The 18,992-nt window shown below is 71.0% G+C and carries 16 protein-coding genes; 10 read left to right on the forward strand and 6 right to left on the reverse strand.

The window, feature by feature from the left end; genetic code table 11:
* Positions 1-316 precede the first annotated feature (316 nt).
* The 7 genes from VFV89_RS01610 (at position 317) to VFV89_RS01640 (ending at position 8,843) form a co-directional block, all read left to right on the forward strand.
* Positions 317-1,465, forward strand: coding sequence for an IS30 family transposase (locus VFV89_RS01610; protein WP_422656598.1), 1,149 nt, complete (start codon positions 317-319; stop codon positions 1,463-1,465).
* A gap of 115 nt (positions 1,466-1,580) precedes the next feature.
* Complete coding sequence (locus VFV89_RS01615; RefSeq protein WP_329704142.1) at positions 1,581-2,621, forward strand: 6-phosphofructokinase; 1,041 nt, start codon at positions 1,581-1,583, stop codon at positions 2,619-2,621.
* A 133-nt stretch (positions 2,622-2,754) separates the two neighbouring features.
* Positions 2,755-3,603, forward strand: coding sequence for a glycosyltransferase family 2 protein (locus tag VFV89_RS01620; protein ID WP_329704143.1), 849 nt, complete (start codon positions 2,755-2,757; stop codon positions 3,601-3,603).
* Positions 3,551-5,149, forward strand: coding sequence for a hypothetical protein (locus VFV89_RS01625; RefSeq protein WP_329704144.1), 1,599 nt, complete (start codon positions 3,551-3,553; stop codon positions 5,147-5,149). The genes VFV89_RS01620 and VFV89_RS01625 overlap by 53 nt, the downstream gene beginning before the upstream one ends.
* 91 nt (positions 5,150-5,240) lie before the next feature.
* Positions 5,241-6,692, forward strand: a complete 1,452-nt coding sequence (locus tag VFV89_RS01630; protein ID WP_329704145.1) for an APC family permease — start codon at positions 5,241-5,243, stop codon at positions 6,690-6,692.
* A gap of 137 nt (positions 6,693-6,829) precedes the next feature.
* On the forward strand, positions 6,830-8,170 hold the full coding sequence (locus VFV89_RS01635) for a class II 3-deoxy-7-phosphoheptulonate synthase (protein ID WP_329704146.1): 1,341 nt from the start codon (positions 6,830-6,832) through the stop codon (positions 8,168-8,170).
* A 49-nt stretch (positions 8,171-8,219) separates the two neighbouring features.
* Entirely contained in the window at positions 8,220-8,843 is a 624-nt protein-coding gene (locus VFV89_RS01640; protein WP_329704147.1) for a plastocyanin/azurin family copper-binding protein, read from the forward strand.
* 27 nt (positions 8,844-8,870) lie between these two features.
* Here the strand turns inward: VFV89_RS01640 and VFV89_RS01645 are convergent, their stop codons facing one another.
* From VFV89_RS01645 to pknB, 6 genes are all read right to left on the reverse strand, one after another.
* Entirely contained in the window at positions 8,871-9,971 is a 1,101-nt protein-coding gene (locus VFV89_RS01645; protein ID WP_329704148.1) for a zinc ribbon domain-containing protein, read from the reverse strand.
* A 51-nt stretch (positions 9,972-10,022) separates the two neighbouring features.
* Positions 10,023-11,069, reverse strand: a complete 1,047-nt coding sequence (gene aroF / locus VFV89_RS01650) for a 3-deoxy-7-phosphoheptulonate synthase (RefSeq protein WP_329704149.1) — start codon at positions 11,067-11,069, stop codon at positions 10,023-10,025.
* A gap of 141 nt (positions 11,070-11,210) precedes the next feature.
* Entirely contained in the window at positions 11,211-13,394 is a 2,184-nt protein-coding gene (locus VFV89_RS01655) for a choice-of-anchor J domain-containing protein (RefSeq protein WP_329704150.1), read from the reverse strand.
* 152 nt (positions 13,395-13,546) lie between these two features.
* On the reverse strand, positions 13,547-14,458 hold the full coding sequence (locus VFV89_RS01660) for a DMT family transporter (RefSeq protein WP_329704151.1): 912 nt from the start codon (positions 14,456-14,458) through the stop codon (positions 13,547-13,549).
* The gene (locus tag VFV89_RS01665) at positions 14,452-15,327 is read right to left on the reverse strand and encodes a deoxyribonuclease IV (RefSeq protein ID WP_329704152.1); all 876 of its coding nucleotides are present in this window, start codon (positions 15,325-15,327) and stop codon (positions 14,452-14,454) included. Before VFV89_RS01665 ends, VFV89_RS01660 begins: the two co-directional genes overlap by 7 nt.
* A complete protein-coding gene (gene pknB, locus VFV89_RS01670) occupies positions 15,324-17,390 on the reverse strand; it encodes a Stk1 family PASTA domain-containing Ser/Thr kinase (RefSeq protein ID WP_329704153.1) in 2,067 nt (688 codons plus the stop codon). The genes VFV89_RS01665 and pknB overlap by 4 nt, the downstream gene beginning before the upstream one ends.
* A gap of 164 nt (positions 17,391-17,554) precedes the next feature.
* On the opposite strand from pknB, the gene VFV89_RS01675 reads away from it, so the two are divergent.
* The 3 genes from VFV89_RS01675 to VFV89_RS01685 are packed head-to-tail and all read left to right on the forward strand — an operon-like array spanning position 17,555 to position 18,830.
* A complete protein-coding gene (locus tag VFV89_RS01675) occupies positions 17,555-17,920 on the forward strand; it encodes an Rv2175c family DNA-binding protein (protein WP_329704154.1) in 366 nt (121 codons plus the stop codon).
* Between the two features lie 23 nt (positions 17,921-17,943).
* A complete protein-coding gene (locus VFV89_RS01680; protein WP_329704155.1) occupies positions 17,944-18,429 on the forward strand; it encodes a ribonuclease domain-containing protein in 486 nt (161 codons plus the stop codon).
* Complete coding sequence (locus VFV89_RS01685) at positions 18,426-18,830, forward strand: barstar family protein (protein WP_329704156.1); 405 nt, start codon at positions 18,426-18,428, stop codon at positions 18,828-18,830. Before VFV89_RS01680 ends, VFV89_RS01685 begins: the two co-directional genes overlap by 4 nt.
* Positions 18,831-18,992: the final 162 nt, after the last annotated feature.

Genomic DNA, 18,992 nt, shown 5'->3' on the forward strand with positions numbered 1-18,992 from the left:
CCGCCGGTGACGAAGACGTGCTTGGTGGGCTGATGGTTCGCCAGCGCAGCGGCCAAGAGGACTCCCGCGGAGATCGGTGTGCGGCGACAAGGCTCGCCCGTCCACGGGGTTCTAGGCTACCAACACCCCGTACGAATCCGGCAATCCTCGCCGGGGCGGTGCAGTTTCCCACGGTATGCAGGCAAGCTGTTGCTCCCCATGGGGGCGGATTCCATCGGTCTAAGCAACACGACCCTTGAGGAGCGTGTTTGCTGTGGCACGGAGAGTGATTTCGGTCGAGGCTCGTGATGAGTTCTTCGACCTGGTGTGCGCGGGGATGCCGTTGTCGGTGGCTGCTCAGCTGGTGGGCGTGTCCGGGGACACCGGGCAGCGGTGGTGGCGCCACTCTGGCGTGATGACGCTGCCAGCACAGACCGGGGCCCGAGGTGGCCTCCCGGGCACGGCACCGGTCCGGTGTCCGGGCGAAGGGACTCGTCGCCGGGCGTTGACCAGCGAAGACCGAGCGGTCATCGCCGCCGGGCTTACCAGTGGGTGGTCCCATGCCTACATCGGGACCAAGATCGGCCGGGACCGGACGGTGGTGTGGCGGGAGGTGAACCGCAACCGAGGACCGGACGGCTCCTACATCGGAGCGGTGGCGCACCGGGCCGCGCACGAGCGTCGGCGCCGGCCGAAGGCGTTCAAGCTCGTCGAGAACCAGGACCTGTGCGAGCGGATCGCGGAGTGGATGGACCAGGGGTGGTCGCCGAAGCTGATCGCGCTGGTGCTCGCCGCGGACCATCCACGCGGCAGCATGGACCGGGTGTCGCACGAGACGATCTACCAGGCGCTGTACGTCCAGACCCGTGGCCGGCTCCGCGCTGACCTGCACCAACAGCTGAGCCTGCAGCGGCCTCGCCGTCGGCACCGGACCGGTCCCCGGTGTGGAGGGTCGACCCCGTACGCCGAGGCGTTCAAGATCGGCCAGCGACCACCTGAGGTCGCCGACCGGGCGGTCCCCGGGCACTGGGAAGGCGACCTGCTCATCGGCGCTGCCAGCGGGTCGGCGGTCGGCACCCTGGTCGAGCGGACCACCCGGTTCACGATCCTGCTGCACCTGCCCGGCCGCCACGACGCCGAGAGCGTGGCGGAGGCGATGATCCGCGAGATGACCAAGCTGCCTGAGCATCTGCGCCGCTCGATCACCTGGGACCGGGGCAGCGAGCTGGCCGAGTACCGGCGCATCCAACTCGCCCTCGACGCCCCGGTCTACTTCTGCGACCCCCGCTCACCGTGGCAACGCGGCACCAACGAGAACACCAACCGGCTGCTCCGGTTCTGGCTCGCCAAGGGCACCGACCTCTCGGTCCACACCGCCGAGGACCTGCAACGCATCGCCGACACCCTCAACCGACGACCCCGCCCTACCCTGGACCTACAGACCCCCGCCCAACGACTCAACCAGCTGCTCACCCAGGCAGCCTGAGAACCGTTGCTTAGACCGCTGGACCTCGCCCCCATGGGGAGCACCGGTTTTCCTGCATACCGTGGGAAACTGCACCGGTCTGGATCGTTCCAATGAAGGTCGCTACGGTGGGCGCATGCGAGTAGGTGTGCTGACCGGAGGCGGGGACTGCCCTGGACTGAACGCGGTGATCCGGGCCGTGGTGCGCAAGGGCGTCGGGGTGTACGGCTTCGACTTCGTCGGGTTCCGGGACGGCTGGCGGGGTCCGCTGGAGAACGTGACCGTCCCCCTCGGCGTCAACGAGGTCCGCGGGATCCTGCCGCGCGGCGGCACGATCCTCAAGTCGTCGCGGACCAACCCGTTCAAGGTGGAGAACGGCGTCGAGCGGATCAAGGAGAACCTCGCCGCCAACGGCATCGACGCGCTGATCGCGATCGGTGGCGAGGACACCCTCGGCGTCGCGACGAAGCTCGCCGACCTCGGGGTGAAGGTCGTCGGCGTCCCGAAGACCATCGACAACGACCTGTCCGGCACCGACTTCACCTTCGGCTTCGACACCGCGGTCAACATCGCGACCGAGGCCATCGACCGGCTGCACACCACCGCCGAGTCCCACCACCGGGTCCTCGTGGTCGAGGTGATGGGCCGGCACGCCGGCTGGATCGCCCTGCACTCCGGCATCGCCGGCGGCGCGAGCGCGGTGCTGATCCCCGAGCAGCCCTTCGACATCGAGAAGCTCTGCGAGCACGTCGAGACCCGGTTCGAGACGCACTACTCGCCGATCATCGTCGTCTCCGAGGGCGCGGTCCCTGCCGAGGGCGCCACCGATGAGCAGGGAATGACTCTGGTCTCGGGGGAGAAGGACGCCTTCGGCCACGTCCGCCTCGGCGGCATCGGTGACCGGCTCGCCGGCGAGATCGAGGCCCGCACCGGCAAGGAGGCCCGGGCCGTCGTGCTCGGCCACATCCAGCGCGGCGGCACCCCCACGGCGTTCGACCGCTGGCTTGCCACCCGGTTCGGCCTGCACGCCATCGACGCCGTGGCCGAGAAGGACTTCGGCAAGATGGTCGCCCTGCGCGGCACCGACATCATCCGGGTCCCGTTGAGCGAGGGCACCGCGGAGCTGAAGCTGGTCAGCCCCGAGGAGTACGCCGAGGCGGCGGTCTTCTTCGGCTGACAGCAGGCTTCACTCCATCGGGCTGAGCCGTTCGGGCCATGCCGGATGGTCAGCCCGACCCTGACGCGCGGCCGTCCGGACAGTTCTTTGCCGTACCGCAACATTGCGGGGGGCGCGACCTTAGCGTCGCCGCATGCTCAACGGGGACGGGTCCGGGAATCGCTGCGAGGCGACCACCCGGCCCGAGCCATGGCACCTGGCGGTGGTGCTGCCTGCCTTCAACGAGGAAGGACTGCCCGGGTTCCTCGTCGAGCTCGAGGCCCACCTCCGCCCAGTGGTGTCCCGCCTGTCGTTCGTGGTCGTCGACGACGTGTCGACGACCCCGGTCGCAGAGGTGCTGCGCTCGCCCGTGCCCGCCATGCGCTCTCGGGTCACGGTCATCCGCAACGAGGAGAACCTGGGCCACGGACCCTCCGCGCTCCGCGCCTACCACGGCGGACTGGCAACGAGCGCCGACCTCGTGCTCCACGTGGACGGTGACGGCCAGTTCCTCGGCGAGGACGTGGCCCGGCTCGTCGGCGAGCTCGGCGACGCGGACGGCGTGGTGGGCGTTCGCCGCAGCCGCACCGACCCGTGGTACCGCACGATCCTGACCCGGTGCGCCCGGCTCCTCGTCACGATCGCGTCGAGCGGTGTCGGGGACGCCAACACGCCGCTGCGGCTCTATCGCAGGGAGGCCCTGGTGACGCTGCTCTCGCGCGTCGAGTCGTCGGCGTCGGTGCCCCATCTCCAGTTCTCGATGATCGAGGGACGGACCGGCCTGGCCGTCCGCGAGGTGCCGGTGACCCACCGGCTGCGGCGGGGGACGAGCACGGTCGGCACCATGTGGCGCCAGGGCCGGGTGAGGTTGCCGTTGCCCAGCCGGCGGCTCATCGGCTTCTCGGCTCGTGCCGCCCTCGAAGTGGTCGCCTGCATGCGGCGGTTGGACGATGGCAGCGACGTCATCCACCCGGCGCCCGTCGGTCGTGAAGCCGCCGCCTGACCCGGCCCGGCTCGCCCGCGGGCTGGCTGTCGCCGGCCTCCTCGGTGTCGTCGTCGTGCTGGCCGTGTGCTCGTTCGGCCAGGAGCTGTCCTTCGACGAGTCCTACAACCTCCAGGTCGTCCAGCACCTGCTGCATGGCCACCGCTACGCGACCGACGGGTTGCTGCTGCCGGTCGGCGACTCGAGCGAGTTCGACTGGCGGATCACCACCGGACCCACGATGCTGCTCCCGGTCACCGCGGTCGCGGCGCTGCTGGGCGAGCACGTCTGGGTCTACCGGCTGGTCCCGCTCGCGTTCTTCCTGCTGCTGGTGGCCGGCTGGTTCAGGCTCGGCCGGGACCTGGGCGGCTTCTGGGTGGGCGCCGCCGGGGCGGCCGCGGTGCTGGCCCTCGACACCGCCTCGGCCACGTGGGGCGTCTCGGTCTACTTCGGCCCGGGTGACGTCATGGGGGAGGCTGCGGCGGCGGGGCTCGTCGTCCTGGCCGCGCTCAACCTCCGCCGGCCGGTCCGGGCCGGCGTGCTTGTCGGACTGGCGGTCCTGACCAAGACGGTGATCGTCCTGATGGTGCCCGCGGTCGTCGTCGGGGTCGTCTGGGTCGCCCGGCGCTCCGGGGTCGGCCGCCGGGTCTGGCTGAGATTCGCCGGTGCCGCCCTCGCGCCGATCGGCGTCTGGCAGGTCTACCGGTTCGCCGCCGCCGGACCCGACCGGGCACAAGCCGCGAACGCGAAGTTCGTGGGGTTCCTCATCCATGGCGGGTCCGGCATCGTCCAGCCGGACGCCACCACGATCACGAGCTGGTCGAAGCTGACTTCCCAGGCGCCGCTGCTGGTGCCGGGGCCGGCCGTGCTCGCCCTCGCGGTCGTCGCGCTGCTGCTCGCGGTGCTGCTCATCGGCCGGCGTCTCGCCTCGTCGGCGCCGTCCGAGCCCGGCGCGCCGGAGGCGGCGGACCGCGCACCGGACCGCGCAGCGGACCGGGTCCCGGTGCTCGTGCTGGGCTCGGCCGGACTCCTCGTCGAGCTCTGGTACGTCCTGGTCAGCAGCCAGGGGTGGGTGCGTCACTCGGTGACGGGGAGCTTCCTGCTGTTCCCCGCCCTGGTCGTCGTCACCGCGGCGTACGTGTCGAAGGTCGGGGCTCCGGGGCGGCGGGCGTTGCTGGGCACCGCCACGGCAGGGCTGCTAGGTGTGACGGTGGGGCTGCACCTGGCGGCCGCGCTCACCTTCGACGGACCGGACCTGGCGGCCCAGCGTCGGGTGGCCGAGCGTGTCAGCGAGGAGCCGGGCGGCTACATGTACGCGCGGCACAACCGGATGGCCGACCTGATGCTCCTCGGCGCGCCCGACCCGCGGCCGGCCGACGAGGGTGGTGGTCTCGTGGTCCTCAGGCACGACGGCGACTCGCCCAACATCTTCTTCGACGCCCAGCTCGCGGCCTGCAGCACGGTGGTCTTCGACCTCGGCGGCTACACCGGCTGCGAGCTGCCTCCCGGTCCGGTCCCGCCGGCGCTCGCCGACCACCCGCTGGTCGCGGGGGACCAGTCGGGCTGACCGTCGGGCCGGCTCGGTGTCGTTGCTGGCGAAAACCTGCCGATTGGGGCACGGTGGCACCCACCAGCTGTCACTCGGAACAGGGGCCACCATGACGACCGTCGCGCGGGACGAGATCGACTACAACGGGCCGGAGCCTGACCTGAAGCGGGTCATGGGCCCCAAGCTGCTCCTGCTCTTCATCGTCGGCGACATCCTCGGAGCCGGTGTCTACGCGGTGACCGGCCAGCTGGCCGGCCTGGTCGGCGGTATCGCGTGGCTGCCGTTCCTGCTCGCCTTCGTCGTGGCGACACTGACCGCGCTCTCCTACCTCGAGCTGGTCACCAGCTACCCCCAGGCCGCCGGCGCGGCGCTCTACACGCACAAGGCGTTCGGCGTGCACTTCGTGACGTTCCTCGTCGCCTTCGCGGTGATCTGCTCGGGCATCACGAGCGCCTCGACCTCGGCCAACGTGCTCGCCCAGAACCTCACCGGCGGGCTGGTCGTCAACGGCTGGCTCGACGAGCAGCCCGGCACCGGCGTCGTGACCGTCATCGCCCTGGCGTTCATGGTGCTGCTCGCGCTGATCAACCTGCGCGGGGTCGGCGAGTCGGTGAAGTTCAATGTGGTGCTGACGCTCGTCGAGATCACGGCCCTGGCGATCGTGATCGGCGTCGGCTTCTACGTCATGGCCCAGGGCGACGGTGACTTCAGCCGGCTCACGACGTTCTCCGACGACGGTGACAAGGGGCTGTTCCTCGCGGTCACCGCGGCCACGTCGATCGCGTTCTTCGCCATGGTCGGCTTCGAGGACTCGGTGAACATGGTCGAGGAGACCAAGGATCCGGAGCGGATCTTCCCGCGCACCATGCTCACCGGGCTGGGCATCGCGGTGGTCATCTACATGCTGGTGGCGGTCTCGGTCGTCACCGTGCTGACCTCGAGCCAGATCGAGGAGATCAACCAGGCGGCCGGTCGCACGCTGCTCGAGGTGGTCCACATCGGCGCCCCGGACTTCCCGATCGACAAGGTCTTCCCGTTCCTGGCGTGCTTCGCGGTGGCCAACACCTCGCTGATCAACATGATGATGGCCAGCCGGCTGCTCTACGGGATGGCCAACCAGGACGTGCTGCCGCGGACCCTCGGCAAGGTGTCACCCAACCGCCGCGCGCCGTACGTCGGAATCATCTTCTCCACCGCACTCGCCCTCGGGCTGATCGTCTACGTCGCCGAGAGGGCCGAGTCCGACATCGTCATCAACCTCTCCTCGGTCACCGCGCTGCTGCTGCTGTGCGTGTTCACCGTCGTCAACGTCGCCTGCCTGGTGCTGCGCCGCGACGGCCGGCGGCCGGGGTCGTTCCGCTCGCCCGGGCTCACCCCGGCGCTCGCCGCGGTGCTGTGCGCGTTCCTGGTGGGCCCATGGGTCGACCGGGACTCGCTGATCTACCAGATCGCCGGTGGCCTGATGCTGGTCGGCGTGGTGCTGTGGGCGCTGACCTGGGCCACCAACCGCGGCGTGCGTGCCAAGAAGACCGGCTTCCGCGACATCGAGCATCTCGACTAGCGGGCACCGCCGGAAGTTCGTCGGGTGTCCCGCACCCCGGGCGCGCACCTCCACGAACTTCCGGCGGCACCCACCAGTGACCGCCGCTACATGAGAACGATGCCGGGTCCCCGGTCGCTCCCCTCTACCCTTGACAGGTGAGCAGCACCGTCCCCGACCTCGAGGCCCTGCGCGCCCTCAACCCGGCCCAGCAGCCGGACTACCCCGACCGCGCGGCCGTCGACGCCGCCGTGGCCCGGCTCCGGACGATGCCGCCGTTGGTCTTCGCGGGCGAGTGCGACGAGCTGAAGGACAAGATCGCCGCCGTCTCGCGCGGCGAGTCGTTCATGCTCATGGGCGGCGACTGTGCCGAGACGTTCGCCGGTGTCACCGCCGACAACGTGCGCAACAAGCTGCGGGTGCTGCTCCAGATGGCGGTGGTCCTCACCTACGCCGCGTCGGTGCCGGTGGTGAAGGTCGGCCGGATCGCCGGCCAGTACGCCAAGCCGCGCTCCTCCGACCTCGAGACCCGCGAGGGCGTGACCCTGCCCGCCTACCGAGGCGACGCCGTCAACGGGTTCGACTTCACCGCCGAGGCCCGGGTGCCCGACCCGCAGCGGCTGGTCGACGTCTACAACTCCTCGGCGGCCACCCTCAACCTGGTCCGCGCCTTCGTGACCGGCGGTTACGCCGACCTGCGCCAGGTGCACACCTGGAACACCGACTTCGTGCGCGAGTCCTCGGTCGGCGAGCAGTACGAGCTGGTCGCGGCAGAGATCGACCGGGCCCTGACGTTCATGCAGGCGATCGGCGCCGACCCCGACGAGTTCCACCGGGTCGACTTCCACACCTGCCACGAGGGGCTCGTCCTCGACTACGAGCACGCGATGACGCGCATCGACTCCCGCACCGGGACGCCGTACGACGTCTCGGCCCACTTCGTGTGGATCGGCGAGCGCACCCGCCAGCTCGACGGCGCCCACGTGGAGCTGTTCCGCCACATCCGCAACCCGATCGGCGTGAAGCTCGGCCCCGGCACCACTGCGGACGACGCGCTGGCGCTCGCCGCGAAGCTGAACCCCGACAACGAGCCGGGCCGGCTCACCTTCATCACCCGGTTCGGGGCCGGCCGGATCCGCGACGGCCTGCCCGACCTGGTGGAGAAGGTCACCGCGTCCGGCGTCGAGGTCGCTTGGGTGTGCGACCCGATGCACGGCAACACCTTCGAGGCGTCCTCGGGCTACAAGACCCGCCGCTTCGACGACGTCATCGACGAGATCAAGGGCTTCTTCGAGGTGCACCGCTCGCTCGGCACCTGGCCCGGCGGTGTCCACGTCGAGCTGACCGGCGACGACGTCACCGAGTGCGTGGGCGGCGGCGAGGAGCTGCTCGAGGTCCACCTCGGCGAGCGCTACGAGTCGGTCTGCGACCCGCGGCTCAACCGGGTGCAGTCGCTGGAGCTCGCGTTCCTCGTCGCGGACATGCTGCGCAACGCGTGAGCCGGCGGGCGGGTGTGAACCGGATCACGCCCCCGGCCGTGCAACGGTCATGACCCTCGCCACGCTCTCTCGCACGCTCCTCGTTCCCGCGGTGGCCACGGCCGCCGCCGCTGCCCTGGTGCTCCCGTCCGGCACGGCCCACGCACGCTCCGTCCATCCGGGCTCGCCCGCAGCCCGGGCCGCGTCTGTGACCGTCGCCAACATGGCGTTCAGCCCGGCGTCGGTGAGCACCACGCTCGGCGGGGCGGTCACTTGGACCTTCAAGGACGCGACCGCGCACACGACCACCTCCGACCAGGGCTTCTGGGACAGCGGGACCAAGTTCGGCGGGTCGACGTACACCCGCACGTTCACCTCGGCCGGGACCTTCGCCTACCACTGCACGATCCACTCGATGATGCGCGGGACCGTGAAGGTGCCGGTGGCAGCGAGCGGCAGCGCCGGCAAGGGCTACAAGCTCACCTGGGCCACCACCAGGGGCCGCAACGCGATCACCTACGACGTCCAGACCCGGCTGGGCAGCGGCGCGTGGGTCTCGCTCAAGAAGGCGACCACCGGCACGCACGCGAAGTTCAACCCGGCCAAGGGGGGCAAGTACTCCGTGCGAGCCCGCACCGCGAAGGGCGGCAAGCGGTCGGGCTGGTCGCCGACCGTCACGGTCACCATCTCCTGACCCAGGCGCAGCGGCCCGCCTCGAGTGTCAGGCGGGGTCGCCGACCAGCGAGACCTCGCTGATCGCGGTGAAGTCCCTCGCGGCGTTGCCGGTGCCGGGTTTGGACACCTTCACGATGCGCAGCAGCACCTTGCTCGTGACCACGTCGGGGACGTCGGTCATCTGGAGCTCGCGGGACTCCTGGAGCTGCTGGCGCACCTTGGTGCCGTCGTCGAACTGCCACACGACCGCCTTGATGCGGCGGTTGCCGGCGTACCAGTCGAAGGTGCGGCCCTGGCTGTCGGTCGAGGTCTTGGCATAGCCGTTGATCATCCCCACCCGGTGCAGCTCGGTGGGGTCGGCCAGGGTGAAGACCAGGGTCATGTCGGCGGCGTTCCCCGCCGCGCGCCAGGCCGTCTCGGGCACGCCGTCGAGCATGTTGCTCGCGTCGTAGGACACCTGGTCGCCGTTGACGTCCTCGTTGGGCGGCGCCGTCCGGGGGGCCTTGGCGGAGGCGTGGCTCGCGACGTCGTCGCCGTCGCTGCCCTCGGTCGGGCCCTGGGAGGTGCCCGAGCCGCCGTGGTCGTCGGCCGACTCGTCGGCGCCGTCGCGGACCAGGAACCACCAGCCCGCCGCGACGAGGACGAGCACCAGGGCGGCCGCCAGGATCCACAGCACCGGGCTCCGGCGCTCCTCGTCGTAGTCGTACTCGTAGCCGTAGTCGGGCCCCGAGTCGTAGGCGTCGTGCGCCTGGGACTCCTGGGACTCCTCAGAGTCCTCGGTGAGCACGACCGGCGCCGAAGCAGGGGTGGCCGGCGTCGAGGTGGTGGCGGTGTTGAGGGGTCCGTACGGCGTGTAGCCGACCACCTCGTCGGCGTAGAGCGGGTAGCGAGGAGGCGGCGGGGGAGCGACGGCGGCGGGCGGGGTGCGCGGGTCGGCGGCGGGCGTCCGCCGCTCGGCGGTGTCGATGCGCCAGTCGTCGTCGGTGACCGGGCTGCCGGCCGCGGTGCCGCCAGCGGTGCCGCCGGCGATGCCGCCAGTGGTGCCGACAGTGGTGCCGCCAGGGGTGGAGGGGTCCACCGGCGCGCCGCAGTTGGTGCAGAACCGGCCCACGCCGAGCTGGTGGCCACACGACGAGCACGAGCCCATGAACAACCTCCTCCGTTGCGGATCGTAGTCCGCCGGGCGCATCGTCGCAGGTCAGGAGGGTCGCACGAGAGCCGTGGCGTCCTTGCGCCCGACCGCACCGGGGAGGTGGCGCACCGCGGTCGCGAGCTCGCGCAGGGCGACGCCGTCCAGCGCACTCGGGCCGTCGCAGAGGGCCGACTCGGGGTGCGGGTGCACGTCGACCATCACTCCGTCGGCGCCGACCGCGATCGCCGCGCGGGCCAGCGGGACGACGAGGTCCTTGCGTCCCGCCGCGTGGCTGGGGTCGACGATCACCGGCAGGTGGCTCACGGCCTGGACGGCAGGCACCGCCGAGAGGTCCAAGGTGTTGCGGTAGGCGGTCTCGAAGGTCCGGATCCCGCGCTCGCAGAGGACGATGTCGAGGTTGCCGCGCTGGGCGACGTACTCCGCCGCCATCAGCCACTCCTCGAGGGTGGCGTTCATGCCCCGCTTGAGCATGACCGGCTTCCCGCACGTGCCGACCGCCTGCAGCAGTCCGACGTTGCCCATGTTGCGGGTGCCGACCTGGAGCATGTCGGCGTACTCGACGACGACCGGCACGTCCCGGGCGTCGACCACCTCGGTGACCACGGGCAGCCCGGTGGCGGCGCCGACGTCGGCGAGGATCTCGAGGCCCTCGGCGCCGAGGCCCTGGAACGCGTACGGCGACGTGCGCGGCTTGAAGGCGCCGCCCCGGAGCAGCGCGGCGCCGGCGCCCTTGGCCATCTGGGCGGCCTCGAGGGCCTGCTCCCGGCTCTCGACGGCGCACGGCCCGGCCATGAAGGTGAACGTCTCCGGACCGACCGGCACCCGGATGGTGGCGCCGACCCACACCGTGGACCGGCTGCGGTGGTGCTGGCGGCTGACCAGCTTGTAGGGGTCGGAGATGCGGTGCACGTCCGCGACCCCCCTGAGGGTCCGGAGGTTGAGGTGGTGGAAGGAGTCGATGTCCCCGACCAGGCCGATGATCGTGCGCACGAGGCCCTTGGACACGAACGCCTCTCCGCCGACCGCCTGGACCCGCGCGACGACGGCGGCGATGTCCTCGTCGGTCGCGTCTGGCGCCATGACCACGACCATGGCCGCGACCCTAGGACGGTCCGTGCGTCGGTGAGACGCCGAACTCAGAGTGCGGACAGGTGTGACCCAACCGTGACCCGTGGCGCTCCCGGGCGGGCCGGCGACCGGTCGGCCGCCGGCCCGCTGAGCGAGCCCCCCAGGCTAGAAACTGTCGGGCCGAGGCTTCACCGCGGCACTGCTCTGCCCGCCGCCCGGCTGGACGACCCCGTTGACGGACAGCGTGTAGAGCGCCTGCGGCTGGTACTGCTCGGTCGGCTCGTCGTAGGCGACGATCGCGACCACCCGCGGGTACTGGTGCAGGCTGTTGACCTGTCCCTTGGTCAGGTGGCTGCGACGCCCGGGCAGGTCGATGATGCGGACCTTGTGGCGCTTCGTGTCGAGACCCACGACCCGCACGTTCCACGCGTGCACGGTCACCGGCAGGAGCTCGGTGGCCGACTGGAACGGCGCGGTGGAGGACCCGTCGTTGACAGTGGTGCCGCCGACCGAGACGTCGTCGACGTACCAGCCTCCCTCGTTCACCCCGCCGTCGCTGACGTAGCGGAACCCGATCACGATCGACTGGCCCGCGTAGGCAGACAGGTCGAAGGTCTGCGTGGCCCAGCCGTCCGCGTCGCCGTTGAGGGCCGGTCCGAGCGGGCCGTCGACGGTGTTGGCGTTGGCCAGCGCGTGGTAGGTCTTGCCGCCGTCGGTCGAGACCACCGTGTAGGCGTAGTCGAAGCCGAACTCGGCGAGGTGGTACTCGTCGAAGGTCAGCGTCGGGTTCGTCGTGGGCACGTCGACCTCGGTGACCGCACTCGCGTCCAGGTTGGAGGAGTTGCCCGACCACAGCGCCGGGTCGCCGCTCTGCAGCGGCGGGTCGGCGACGGTGGTCCACTTGAGGGGCTCGGGGACAAGAGTCTTGGCACCCTTGAAGGTCAGCTTGCGCAGGTCGTCACCGTCGAGGTAGAGGCCGCTCCTGCCCCGGAGGCCGACGTAGTCCGCCCCGTTGGCCGGGGCGCCGTCGGCGGCGTAGGAGCGAGGGTTGCCCAGGTTGACCGTCGAGTTCAGGCTCTTCGACGTGACCCGGCCCCGCGGGATGCCCGCGGAGGCGCCGTTCTTGCCGAGGACCTGGTCGACAAGCGTCGCGGTCTGGAAGTCGTGCAGCACGTCGAAGACGTCGGTGCCCGGCGCGTAGCCGTCGAGCTGGTGCTGGACGCCGGCCAGGCCCTGGTCGGCCCCGTCGCGGTGCAGGCTGCTCATGAAGCCCTGGCCGTAGCGGTCGAAGAGGAACAACATGAACGACCACGCCTCGCCGTAGTCGGCCAGGATGGTGCTCGGGTCCTTCTGGTCACCCCAGAGGGTCAGGGAGTTCTCCGGACCTCCGCAGTCGATCGGGTTCGGGTTGAACGGCGTCTGGACGTTGCCGAAGCCCTGGTAGCAGTAGATGTGGCTCTGCGCCCCCTTCTCGAACACGGTGCGCGAGGCGTCGCCGTAGCCGGTGAGCGAGATGGCGAAGTCGGACAGCCCCTCGTTCACCCAGCTCCGCTCGGCCGGGTCCTGGTAGTACTGCAACAGGTGCTGGTACTCGTGGGCGAAGGTGCCCTCGTAGAGGAACGGCCGCGCCGACCTGCTGGTGCACGGGTCGTTGGTCGGGTCGTCCGGCGGGTTGGCCGTCGTACGGTGCACCCAGTCGTAGGCGTCGATCGTCATGATGTTGCGGTCGAGCAGCTCGTTGAACTGCGAGGAGAAGAAGCCCGCGATGTAGGTCGGAGCCTGGTTGACGCCGAGGTAGTAGTTGTCGTCGCGGACGTTGTCGACGAGCGTCATGATCTTGTCGCCGTCGCCGGTGGGGTCCACGCCCGAGACCACGTTGCCGCTCCCGTCGCGGTCCGGGGCGACGCTGAAGGCCGCCGACTCCTTCGGGAACATGTTGTCGTCGAACTGGTCGGCCAGCTCCTGTGCCTGCGCCTGGGTGACCGTGGTGGTGCCGGGCACCTGGGTGCGGCAGTCACCGGCCGGGAAGGCGGTGTCGTTGGCGACCCACACCTCGATCTTGGCCCCGACCGCCATCAGCGTGTAGTCCTTGCGGTAGAGGATGCCGTTGAAGTCGTCCAGCGCGATCAGCGTGCGCACCGTGCCGACCGGCGGCGTGACCCCGGCCGCAGCTGCCTGCGACGGCCTGGCGCTCTTCAGCTGGAGGTTCCCGGTCGAGAAGCGCGCGTTCGGCTTGACCTCACGCGCGTCTGATCGCAGCGCGCGCTTGTGCGCGGCCTTGCCGTGCGCCTTCTTCTGCGCCTGGTGCCGGGAGTCGTTGGCCGCCGCGGGAGTGCCCGAGGCCGTCATGGTCAGTCCTACCGCGAGTGCCGCCGCCGAGAGGGCGGCGACGGCTCGCGTCCTTGCTTGTGTCATGAGTTCTCCCATTCGTCCGAGTCCGACACTGGTGCCTAACCCATTTGCGGCTGCGCAAGCAACACCCCAAGGGGGGCCATCCTGCTTCAGACGGTGAGGTGCTGGACCTCGCCCTCGACCTTGCGCCGTGGTCCGAGCTCGACGAGCAGCATCGCGGCGAGGACGAGAACGCCGCCGAGCAGCATCCGGGACGTCAGCGACTCGCCGCCCAGGAGCACGGCGAACAGGGCCGCGAACACCGGCTCGGTGCTCATGATGATCGCGGTCCGGGTGGGGGAGAGCTGCGACTGCGCCCAGGTCTGCGCGGCCAGGGCGCCGGCGCCCGCGACCAGCGCCATGTAGACGATCGCCAGCCAGTCCCCCGGCCGATCCGGCAGCACGATGCCGTCCGGGGCGGTCGCCACGAGGCAGACCACGGCGATGACCAGGAGCTGGACCACCGACAGGCCGAGCGCGTCCTCGGCCCGGGACCAGGCGCCGAGAGCCACGATGTGCAGCGCGTAGAGCACGGCGGCCACGAACGTGATGGCCTCGCCGTAGCCGACGGAGAAGCCGTCCAGGGTCAGGAGCGCGAGCCCGGCCGTGGCCAGCGCCACCGCGGCCCACGTCATCCGGGTGATCCTGGTGTGCAGGACCAGGCTGGCCAGGAGCGGCGTGCACACGACGTACATGCCGGTGACGAAGCCGGAGACGCTGGCCGGCGTGTGCGCGAGCCCCGCGGTCTGCAGGATCTGCGCTACGCCGTACACCAGGCCGAGCACACCGGACCGCCGCCAGGCCTCGCGGTCCAGCGCGAACACCGCCCGGTGCATCACCACGAGCGTCACCAGGCCGGCGATGGTGAACCGCACCGCGAGGAAGTCCAGCGTCGGCACCCGGTCGAGCAGGTCCTTGATGAGGAAGAACGTGCTGCCCCAGCTGGCCGTGGTCAGCAGCAGCGCGCCGGTCGCGAGCAGCTGGCCGCGTCGGGACGTTCGCGAGCCCTCGGTCGTCACCACTGGCGCAGCCTCTTCACGAGTGCGATCTGGTCGCTGCCGGGATCGCGTGAGCCGGGCGTCTCGAGGATGAACGGCACGCCGTCGGTGGCCGGGTGCCGGAGCAGCTCCTCGACGGCGCCGAGGCCGATGTGGCCCTGCCCGAGCCGCTCGTGCCTGTCGCGCATCGAGCCGCGGGGGTCCTGGCTGTCGTTGAGGTGCACCAGCCGCAGCATGCCCGGTCCGGCGATCTCCACCACCCGATCCACGGTGCGGGTCGTGCCACCCTGCTCGTCGAGCGGCGCGCCGGCGGCGAACGCGTGGCAGGTGTCGAGGCAGACCCCCGCCTTGGGGTGGTGGTCGAGCGCGTCGAGGTACGCCGCCAGGTCCTCGACCCCCGCGCACAGCGAGCGGCCCTGGCCCGCGGTGGGCTCTAGCAGCAGCCACGGCATCCGCGGGTCGTCGATGGTGTCCAGGATCGGCAGCAGCGCCTCACGGACCCGTCGCAGCGCGGCCTCGTGCAGTCCGGGGCCACCGGTGGGATCGACGTACGACCCGGTGTGCACCACGACCGCCTCGGCACCGATCGCCACCGCCCGCAGCAGGTTGTGCGCGACCGAGGCGACGGACCGCTCGTAGGTCAGGGGAGTGGGGGAGCCTAGGTTCACGAGGTAGGGCGCGTGGACGACCACGCGGATCCCGCTCTCGGCGCAGCCCTCCCGGAACGCGGCGTCCTCGGCGGGCCGCCCGGCGCTGAGCGCCCACCCCCGTGGGTTGCCGGTGAACACCTGGAGCGCCTCGAGGCCGAGCTCGCGAGCGCCCTTGAGCGTCCCCTTGACCAGTCCCGGGCCGACCTTGACGTGGGTGCCGACCGGGTTCCGCAGCGCGGTCACACGAGGTAGATGATGACCGTCGACCCCTTGGGGATCTCCGTGCCGGCCCCGGGGTCCATGGAGAACACGTAGCCGAGGCCGATGTAGCCCGGCGCCTGCGCGACGTCGACGTCGAAGCCGGCGGCCTGCAGGGCCGCGGTGGCGTCGTCGACGCCCTGCGCAACGACGTCGGGCACCTCAACCAGCTGCGGTCCGAGGGACACGAGCAGCTGGACGGTGTCGTTCTTGAACAGCGTGCCGTCCTTCGGGTCCTGCGAGATCACCAGGCCCTCGGAGACCGAGTCGGAGTACTGGTGGGAGACGTCCACCTTGAGGCCGCGCTGCTTGAGCGCCTTCTCCGCGTCCGTGGCGCTCTTGCCGACCCAGCTGCCCACCGGGATCGGCCGGCGGCCCTTGGACACCACCAGGTCGACGACGGTGCCGAACCGCAGGGTGCTGCCCTCCTTCGGGTCGGAGGCGATCACGATGCCCGCGGGGACGGTCTCGGAGAACTTCTCGGTGGCCTTGCCGAAGGCCATGTTGGCCTTCTGGATCCGGTCCTGGGCCTCGTCGACGGTGATCCCGGTGAGCTTTGGCAGCTGGGCGACCGCGCGCCCCTTCGACATCACGATCGTGACGTCGGTCCCCTTGAGCACCCGCTGGCCGGCGGTCGGGTCGGTGCTGACGACGAGGCCCTCGTCGACCGCGTCGGAGTAGACCGGCTCGCCGACCTTCACGTCGAGCCCGGCGTCCTCGAGCTTGGTCTGCGCCTCGTCCTGGGAGAGGTTCAGCACCGCCGGCGTCGTGGTGTACCTGGCGTAGCCGAAGTACCACGCACCGGTGCCGACCGCTGCCGCGAGCAGCAGTGCCAGGATCAGCAGGATCGGCCCGCGCCGGCGGCGGCGGGGCCGCTTCGCGGGGCGCGAGGGTGGGGTAGACGGCGGGACCGGCCGCGGCCGTTCGGTGACGGTGGTGGGCTCGCGCGGCCGCTCGATGGTCGAGGTGACCTCACGCCGCGGGCCGAGCAGCGCCTCGAGGTCCGACTCCTGCCAGGACTCCGGGACGGTGCCGCCGCCCGCGGGACCCTGACGGACGAGCACCTCGGTCGTATCGAGGGTCTTGCGTGGCATCAGGTCCTCGACCAGCTCGGTATCGGAGGGGACCCCAGCGGCGACCGCCTGCTTGACCCGGCGCAGGTGGTGGAGGAGCACCCCGGCGTCCGCGGGCCGCTGCTCGCGGTCCCGGGCGGTGGCCCGCGCCACCAGCGCGTCGACGTAGTCGGGCACGCCGGGGGCCATCCGGGACGGCGGTGGGACGTCCTCGTGCACGTGCTTGTAGGCCACCTGGATCGGGGTCTCGCCCTCGTGCGGCTTCTTGCCGGTGAGCAGCTCGTAGAGGATCACGCCGACGGCGTAGACGTCGGCGCGCGCGTCGGACCGGCCCTCGACGACGAGCTCGGGAGCGACGTAGGACACCGTGCCGATGAGCACGCCGGTCGCGGTGTGCTGGGTGGTCGCGCTCACGGCCTTGGCCAGCCCGAAGTCGGCCACCTTGACCCGGCCGTCGTCGGAGATCAGGACGTTCTCCGGCTTGACGTCGCGGTGCACGAGCCCGGCGCGGTGCGCGGCGGCCAGCGCCGACACGATCGGCTCCAGCAGCGCGAGCGCGCGAGCGGTCTTGAGGGGTGCCTCCTTGCCGATCGTGTCGCGCAGCGTGTGGCCGGGGATCAGCTCCATGGCCAGGAAGACGGTGCCGTCGTCGTTGCCCTGGTCGAAGACGCCGACGACGTTGGGGTGGGAGAGCTTCGCGGCCGAGCGCGCCTCGGCCACGAACCGCGCCGCGAACTCGTCGTCGTCGCCCAGGCCGGGGTGCATCACCTTGACCGCGACGGTGCGGTCCAGCCGCAGGTCGTTGGCCTCGTAGACGGTGGCCATGCCACCGCGGGCGATCCGCGAGCCGATGAGGTAGCGGTTGTCGAGGACCCGCCCGCTCAGGTGGTCGGTGGGATCGTGCTTCTCCTGCCTGTCCTGCGCAGGGTCGCTCGCCCGCTGCACGGCGCCCTCGGGGGCGTGCCGGTCAGTCACGGCGACCTCCTGCACCCGGACGGGGAAGCGGATCCGGATGCTCCATCGTACGGACGAGCGCTGATTTACCCCATTCATGACGTTCCGGCGAGCCGTCCGGCTCCCCGTGGCCGCGGGGCGGGGCCCTGCTGCAGCGGCGTACCCGCTGGTGCCAGCATGTGGGCATGACACTCGCCGAGGAGGATCTGTCCGCGCTGGTCGACGAGTGGCTGGACTGGCGCCAGGTCGCCGACCGGCTCGGCGTCTCCGCGGCCAAGGTGCGCACGATGATCCGGGACCACGAGCTTGCTGCCGCCCAGCCCCGCGAGGGGTCCGGCCCGCTGGTGCCCGCGGACCTCCTCGGCGAGGACGGGCTGCCCCTGAAGGGGCTGGCAGGCCTGCTGACCGTCCTGCACGACGGCGGCTACGACGACCGCGAGATCATCGCTTGGCTGCACCTCGACGCCGACCTGCCCGGCCGCCCGATCGACGCGCTGCGCGAGAACCGCGGCGCGGAGGTCAAGCGCCGGGCCCAGGCGATGGCGCTCTAGGCGCTCTGGGCACCAGCGCCGCGATGAAGTGGGACCGGACCACCGTCAAGACGGTGGCGATCGTCTTCGTGACGATCATCGCGACGTCGTTCTTCATCAAGTGGACCTTCGACCACGACGGCGAGACCATCAGCCTCGGGGGCGAGGACACGCCCGGGCAGACGACGCGTCCGACGGCGTCGACGACGGTCCGAAGCGGCGACACCGACCCGGTCAGCGGGCTGCCGTGGATCCTCGAGGAGGATCTCCCGGTCGAGGGGCAGGCGACGCTGGTGCTGATCGACCGGGGCGGGCCGTTCCCGTTCCCGGACAGGGACGGATCGGTGTTCAGGAACCTCGAGGGGTTGCTTCCGGACCACGAACGCGGTTATTACCACGAGTACACCGTGGCCACCCCCGGCTCGAAGGACCGCGGCGCCCGCCGGATCATCACTGGCGACGCCGATGAGTTCTACTGGACCGAGGACCACTACAGCTCCTTCGAACGAATCTCACGGAGACCTACATGAGCGGACTCGCCGGCATCCTCGCGCACCACCACGACCCCGGCGTCTACCGCTGGCACGCAGCCTTCCCGGCCCCTGAGGTGGCGCATGCCGTCGAGCACGCCGGCTGGCAGTTCGGGTACGTCGACGGGTGGCACCACCAGACCCGCAGCGAGTTCCTGGCCGCGCTCGGGGAGGCGCTGAACTTCCCCGACCACTACGGCCAGAACCTCGACGCCCTCAACGACTGCCTGCGCGACCTCCCGGGCAACACCGTGCTGCTCTGGGACGGCTGGTGCACGTTGGCCCGCCAGGACGAGGAGGGCTTCAGCAAGGTGCGCTCGATCCTGGGTGAGCACACCGCCACACTCACCACACTGCTGCGCGGTGACGGCCCGGAGGTGGATGTTCCGTCGCTGGACTGAGCGCCTCCGGTCGCTGGGCGCAGGGGTCACCGGGTGTCCGCCTCGTGTGACATGTCCGTGGGTGGGCGGCCGCGCGCGTAGCACGCCGCAACCCGCCCTCAAGGATGCCTTCGGCACCGCTGCGCGGCGCCTGCGGCGTCCTTGACCGCGGGTCCCGAGCGG

Origin of the sequence: Nocardioides sp., from assembly GCF_036274455.1 — a bacterium.
In the GTDB taxonomy this organism is placed as follows: Bacteria; Actinomycetota; Actinomycetes; order Propionibacteriales; family Nocardioidaceae; genus Nocardioides.

What these genes read in the sequence shown, in the direction of transcription:
- VFV89_RS01610 (WP_422656598.1), top strand. Translation starts at nt 317, where the DNA reads ATGCCGTTGTCGGTGGCTGCTCAGCTGGTGGGCGTGTCCGGGGACACC.
- VFV89_RS01615 (WP_329704142.1), top strand. Translation starts at nt 1,581, where the DNA reads ATGCGAGTAGGTGTGCTGACCGGAGGCGGGGACTGCCCTGGACTGAAC.
- VFV89_RS01620 (WP_329704143.1), top strand. Translation starts at nt 2,755, where the DNA reads ATGCTCAACGGGGACGGGTCCGGGAATCGCTGCGAGGCGACCACCCGG.
- VFV89_RS01625 (WP_329704144.1), top strand. Translation starts at nt 3,551, where the DNA reads ATGGCAGCGACGTCATCCACCCGGCGCCCGTCGGTCGTGAAGCCGCCG.
- VFV89_RS01630 (WP_329704145.1), top strand. Translation starts at nt 5,241, where the DNA reads ATGACGACCGTCGCGCGGGACGAGATCGACTACAACGGGCCGGAGCCT.
- VFV89_RS01640 (WP_329704147.1), top strand. Translation starts at nt 8,220, where the DNA reads ATGACCCTCGCCACGCTCTCTCGCACGCTCCTCGTTCCCGCGGTGGCC.
- VFV89_RS01645 (WP_329704148.1), bottom strand. Translation starts at nt 9,971, where the DNA reads ATGGGCTCGTGCTCGTCGTGTGGCCACCAGCTCGGCGTGGGCCGGTTC.
- aroF (WP_329704149.1), bottom strand. Translation starts at nt 11,069, where the DNA reads ATGGTCGTGGTCATGGCGCCAGACGCGACCGACGAGGACATCGCCGCC.
- VFV89_RS01655 (WP_329704150.1), bottom strand. Translation starts at nt 13,394, where the DNA reads ATGACGGCCTCGGGCACTCCCGCGGCGGCCAACGACTCCCGGCACCAG.
- VFV89_RS01675 (WP_329704154.1), top strand. Translation starts at nt 17,555, where the DNA reads ATGACACTCGCCGAGGAGGATCTGTCCGCGCTGGTCGACGAGTGGCTG.
- VFV89_RS01680 (WP_329704155.1), top strand. Translation starts at nt 17,944, where the DNA reads ATGAAGTGGGACCGGACCACCGTCAAGACGGTGGCGATCGTCTTCGTG.
- VFV89_RS01685 (WP_329704156.1), top strand. Translation starts at nt 18,426, where the DNA reads ATGAGCGGACTCGCCGGCATCCTCGCGCACCACCACGACCCCGGCGTC.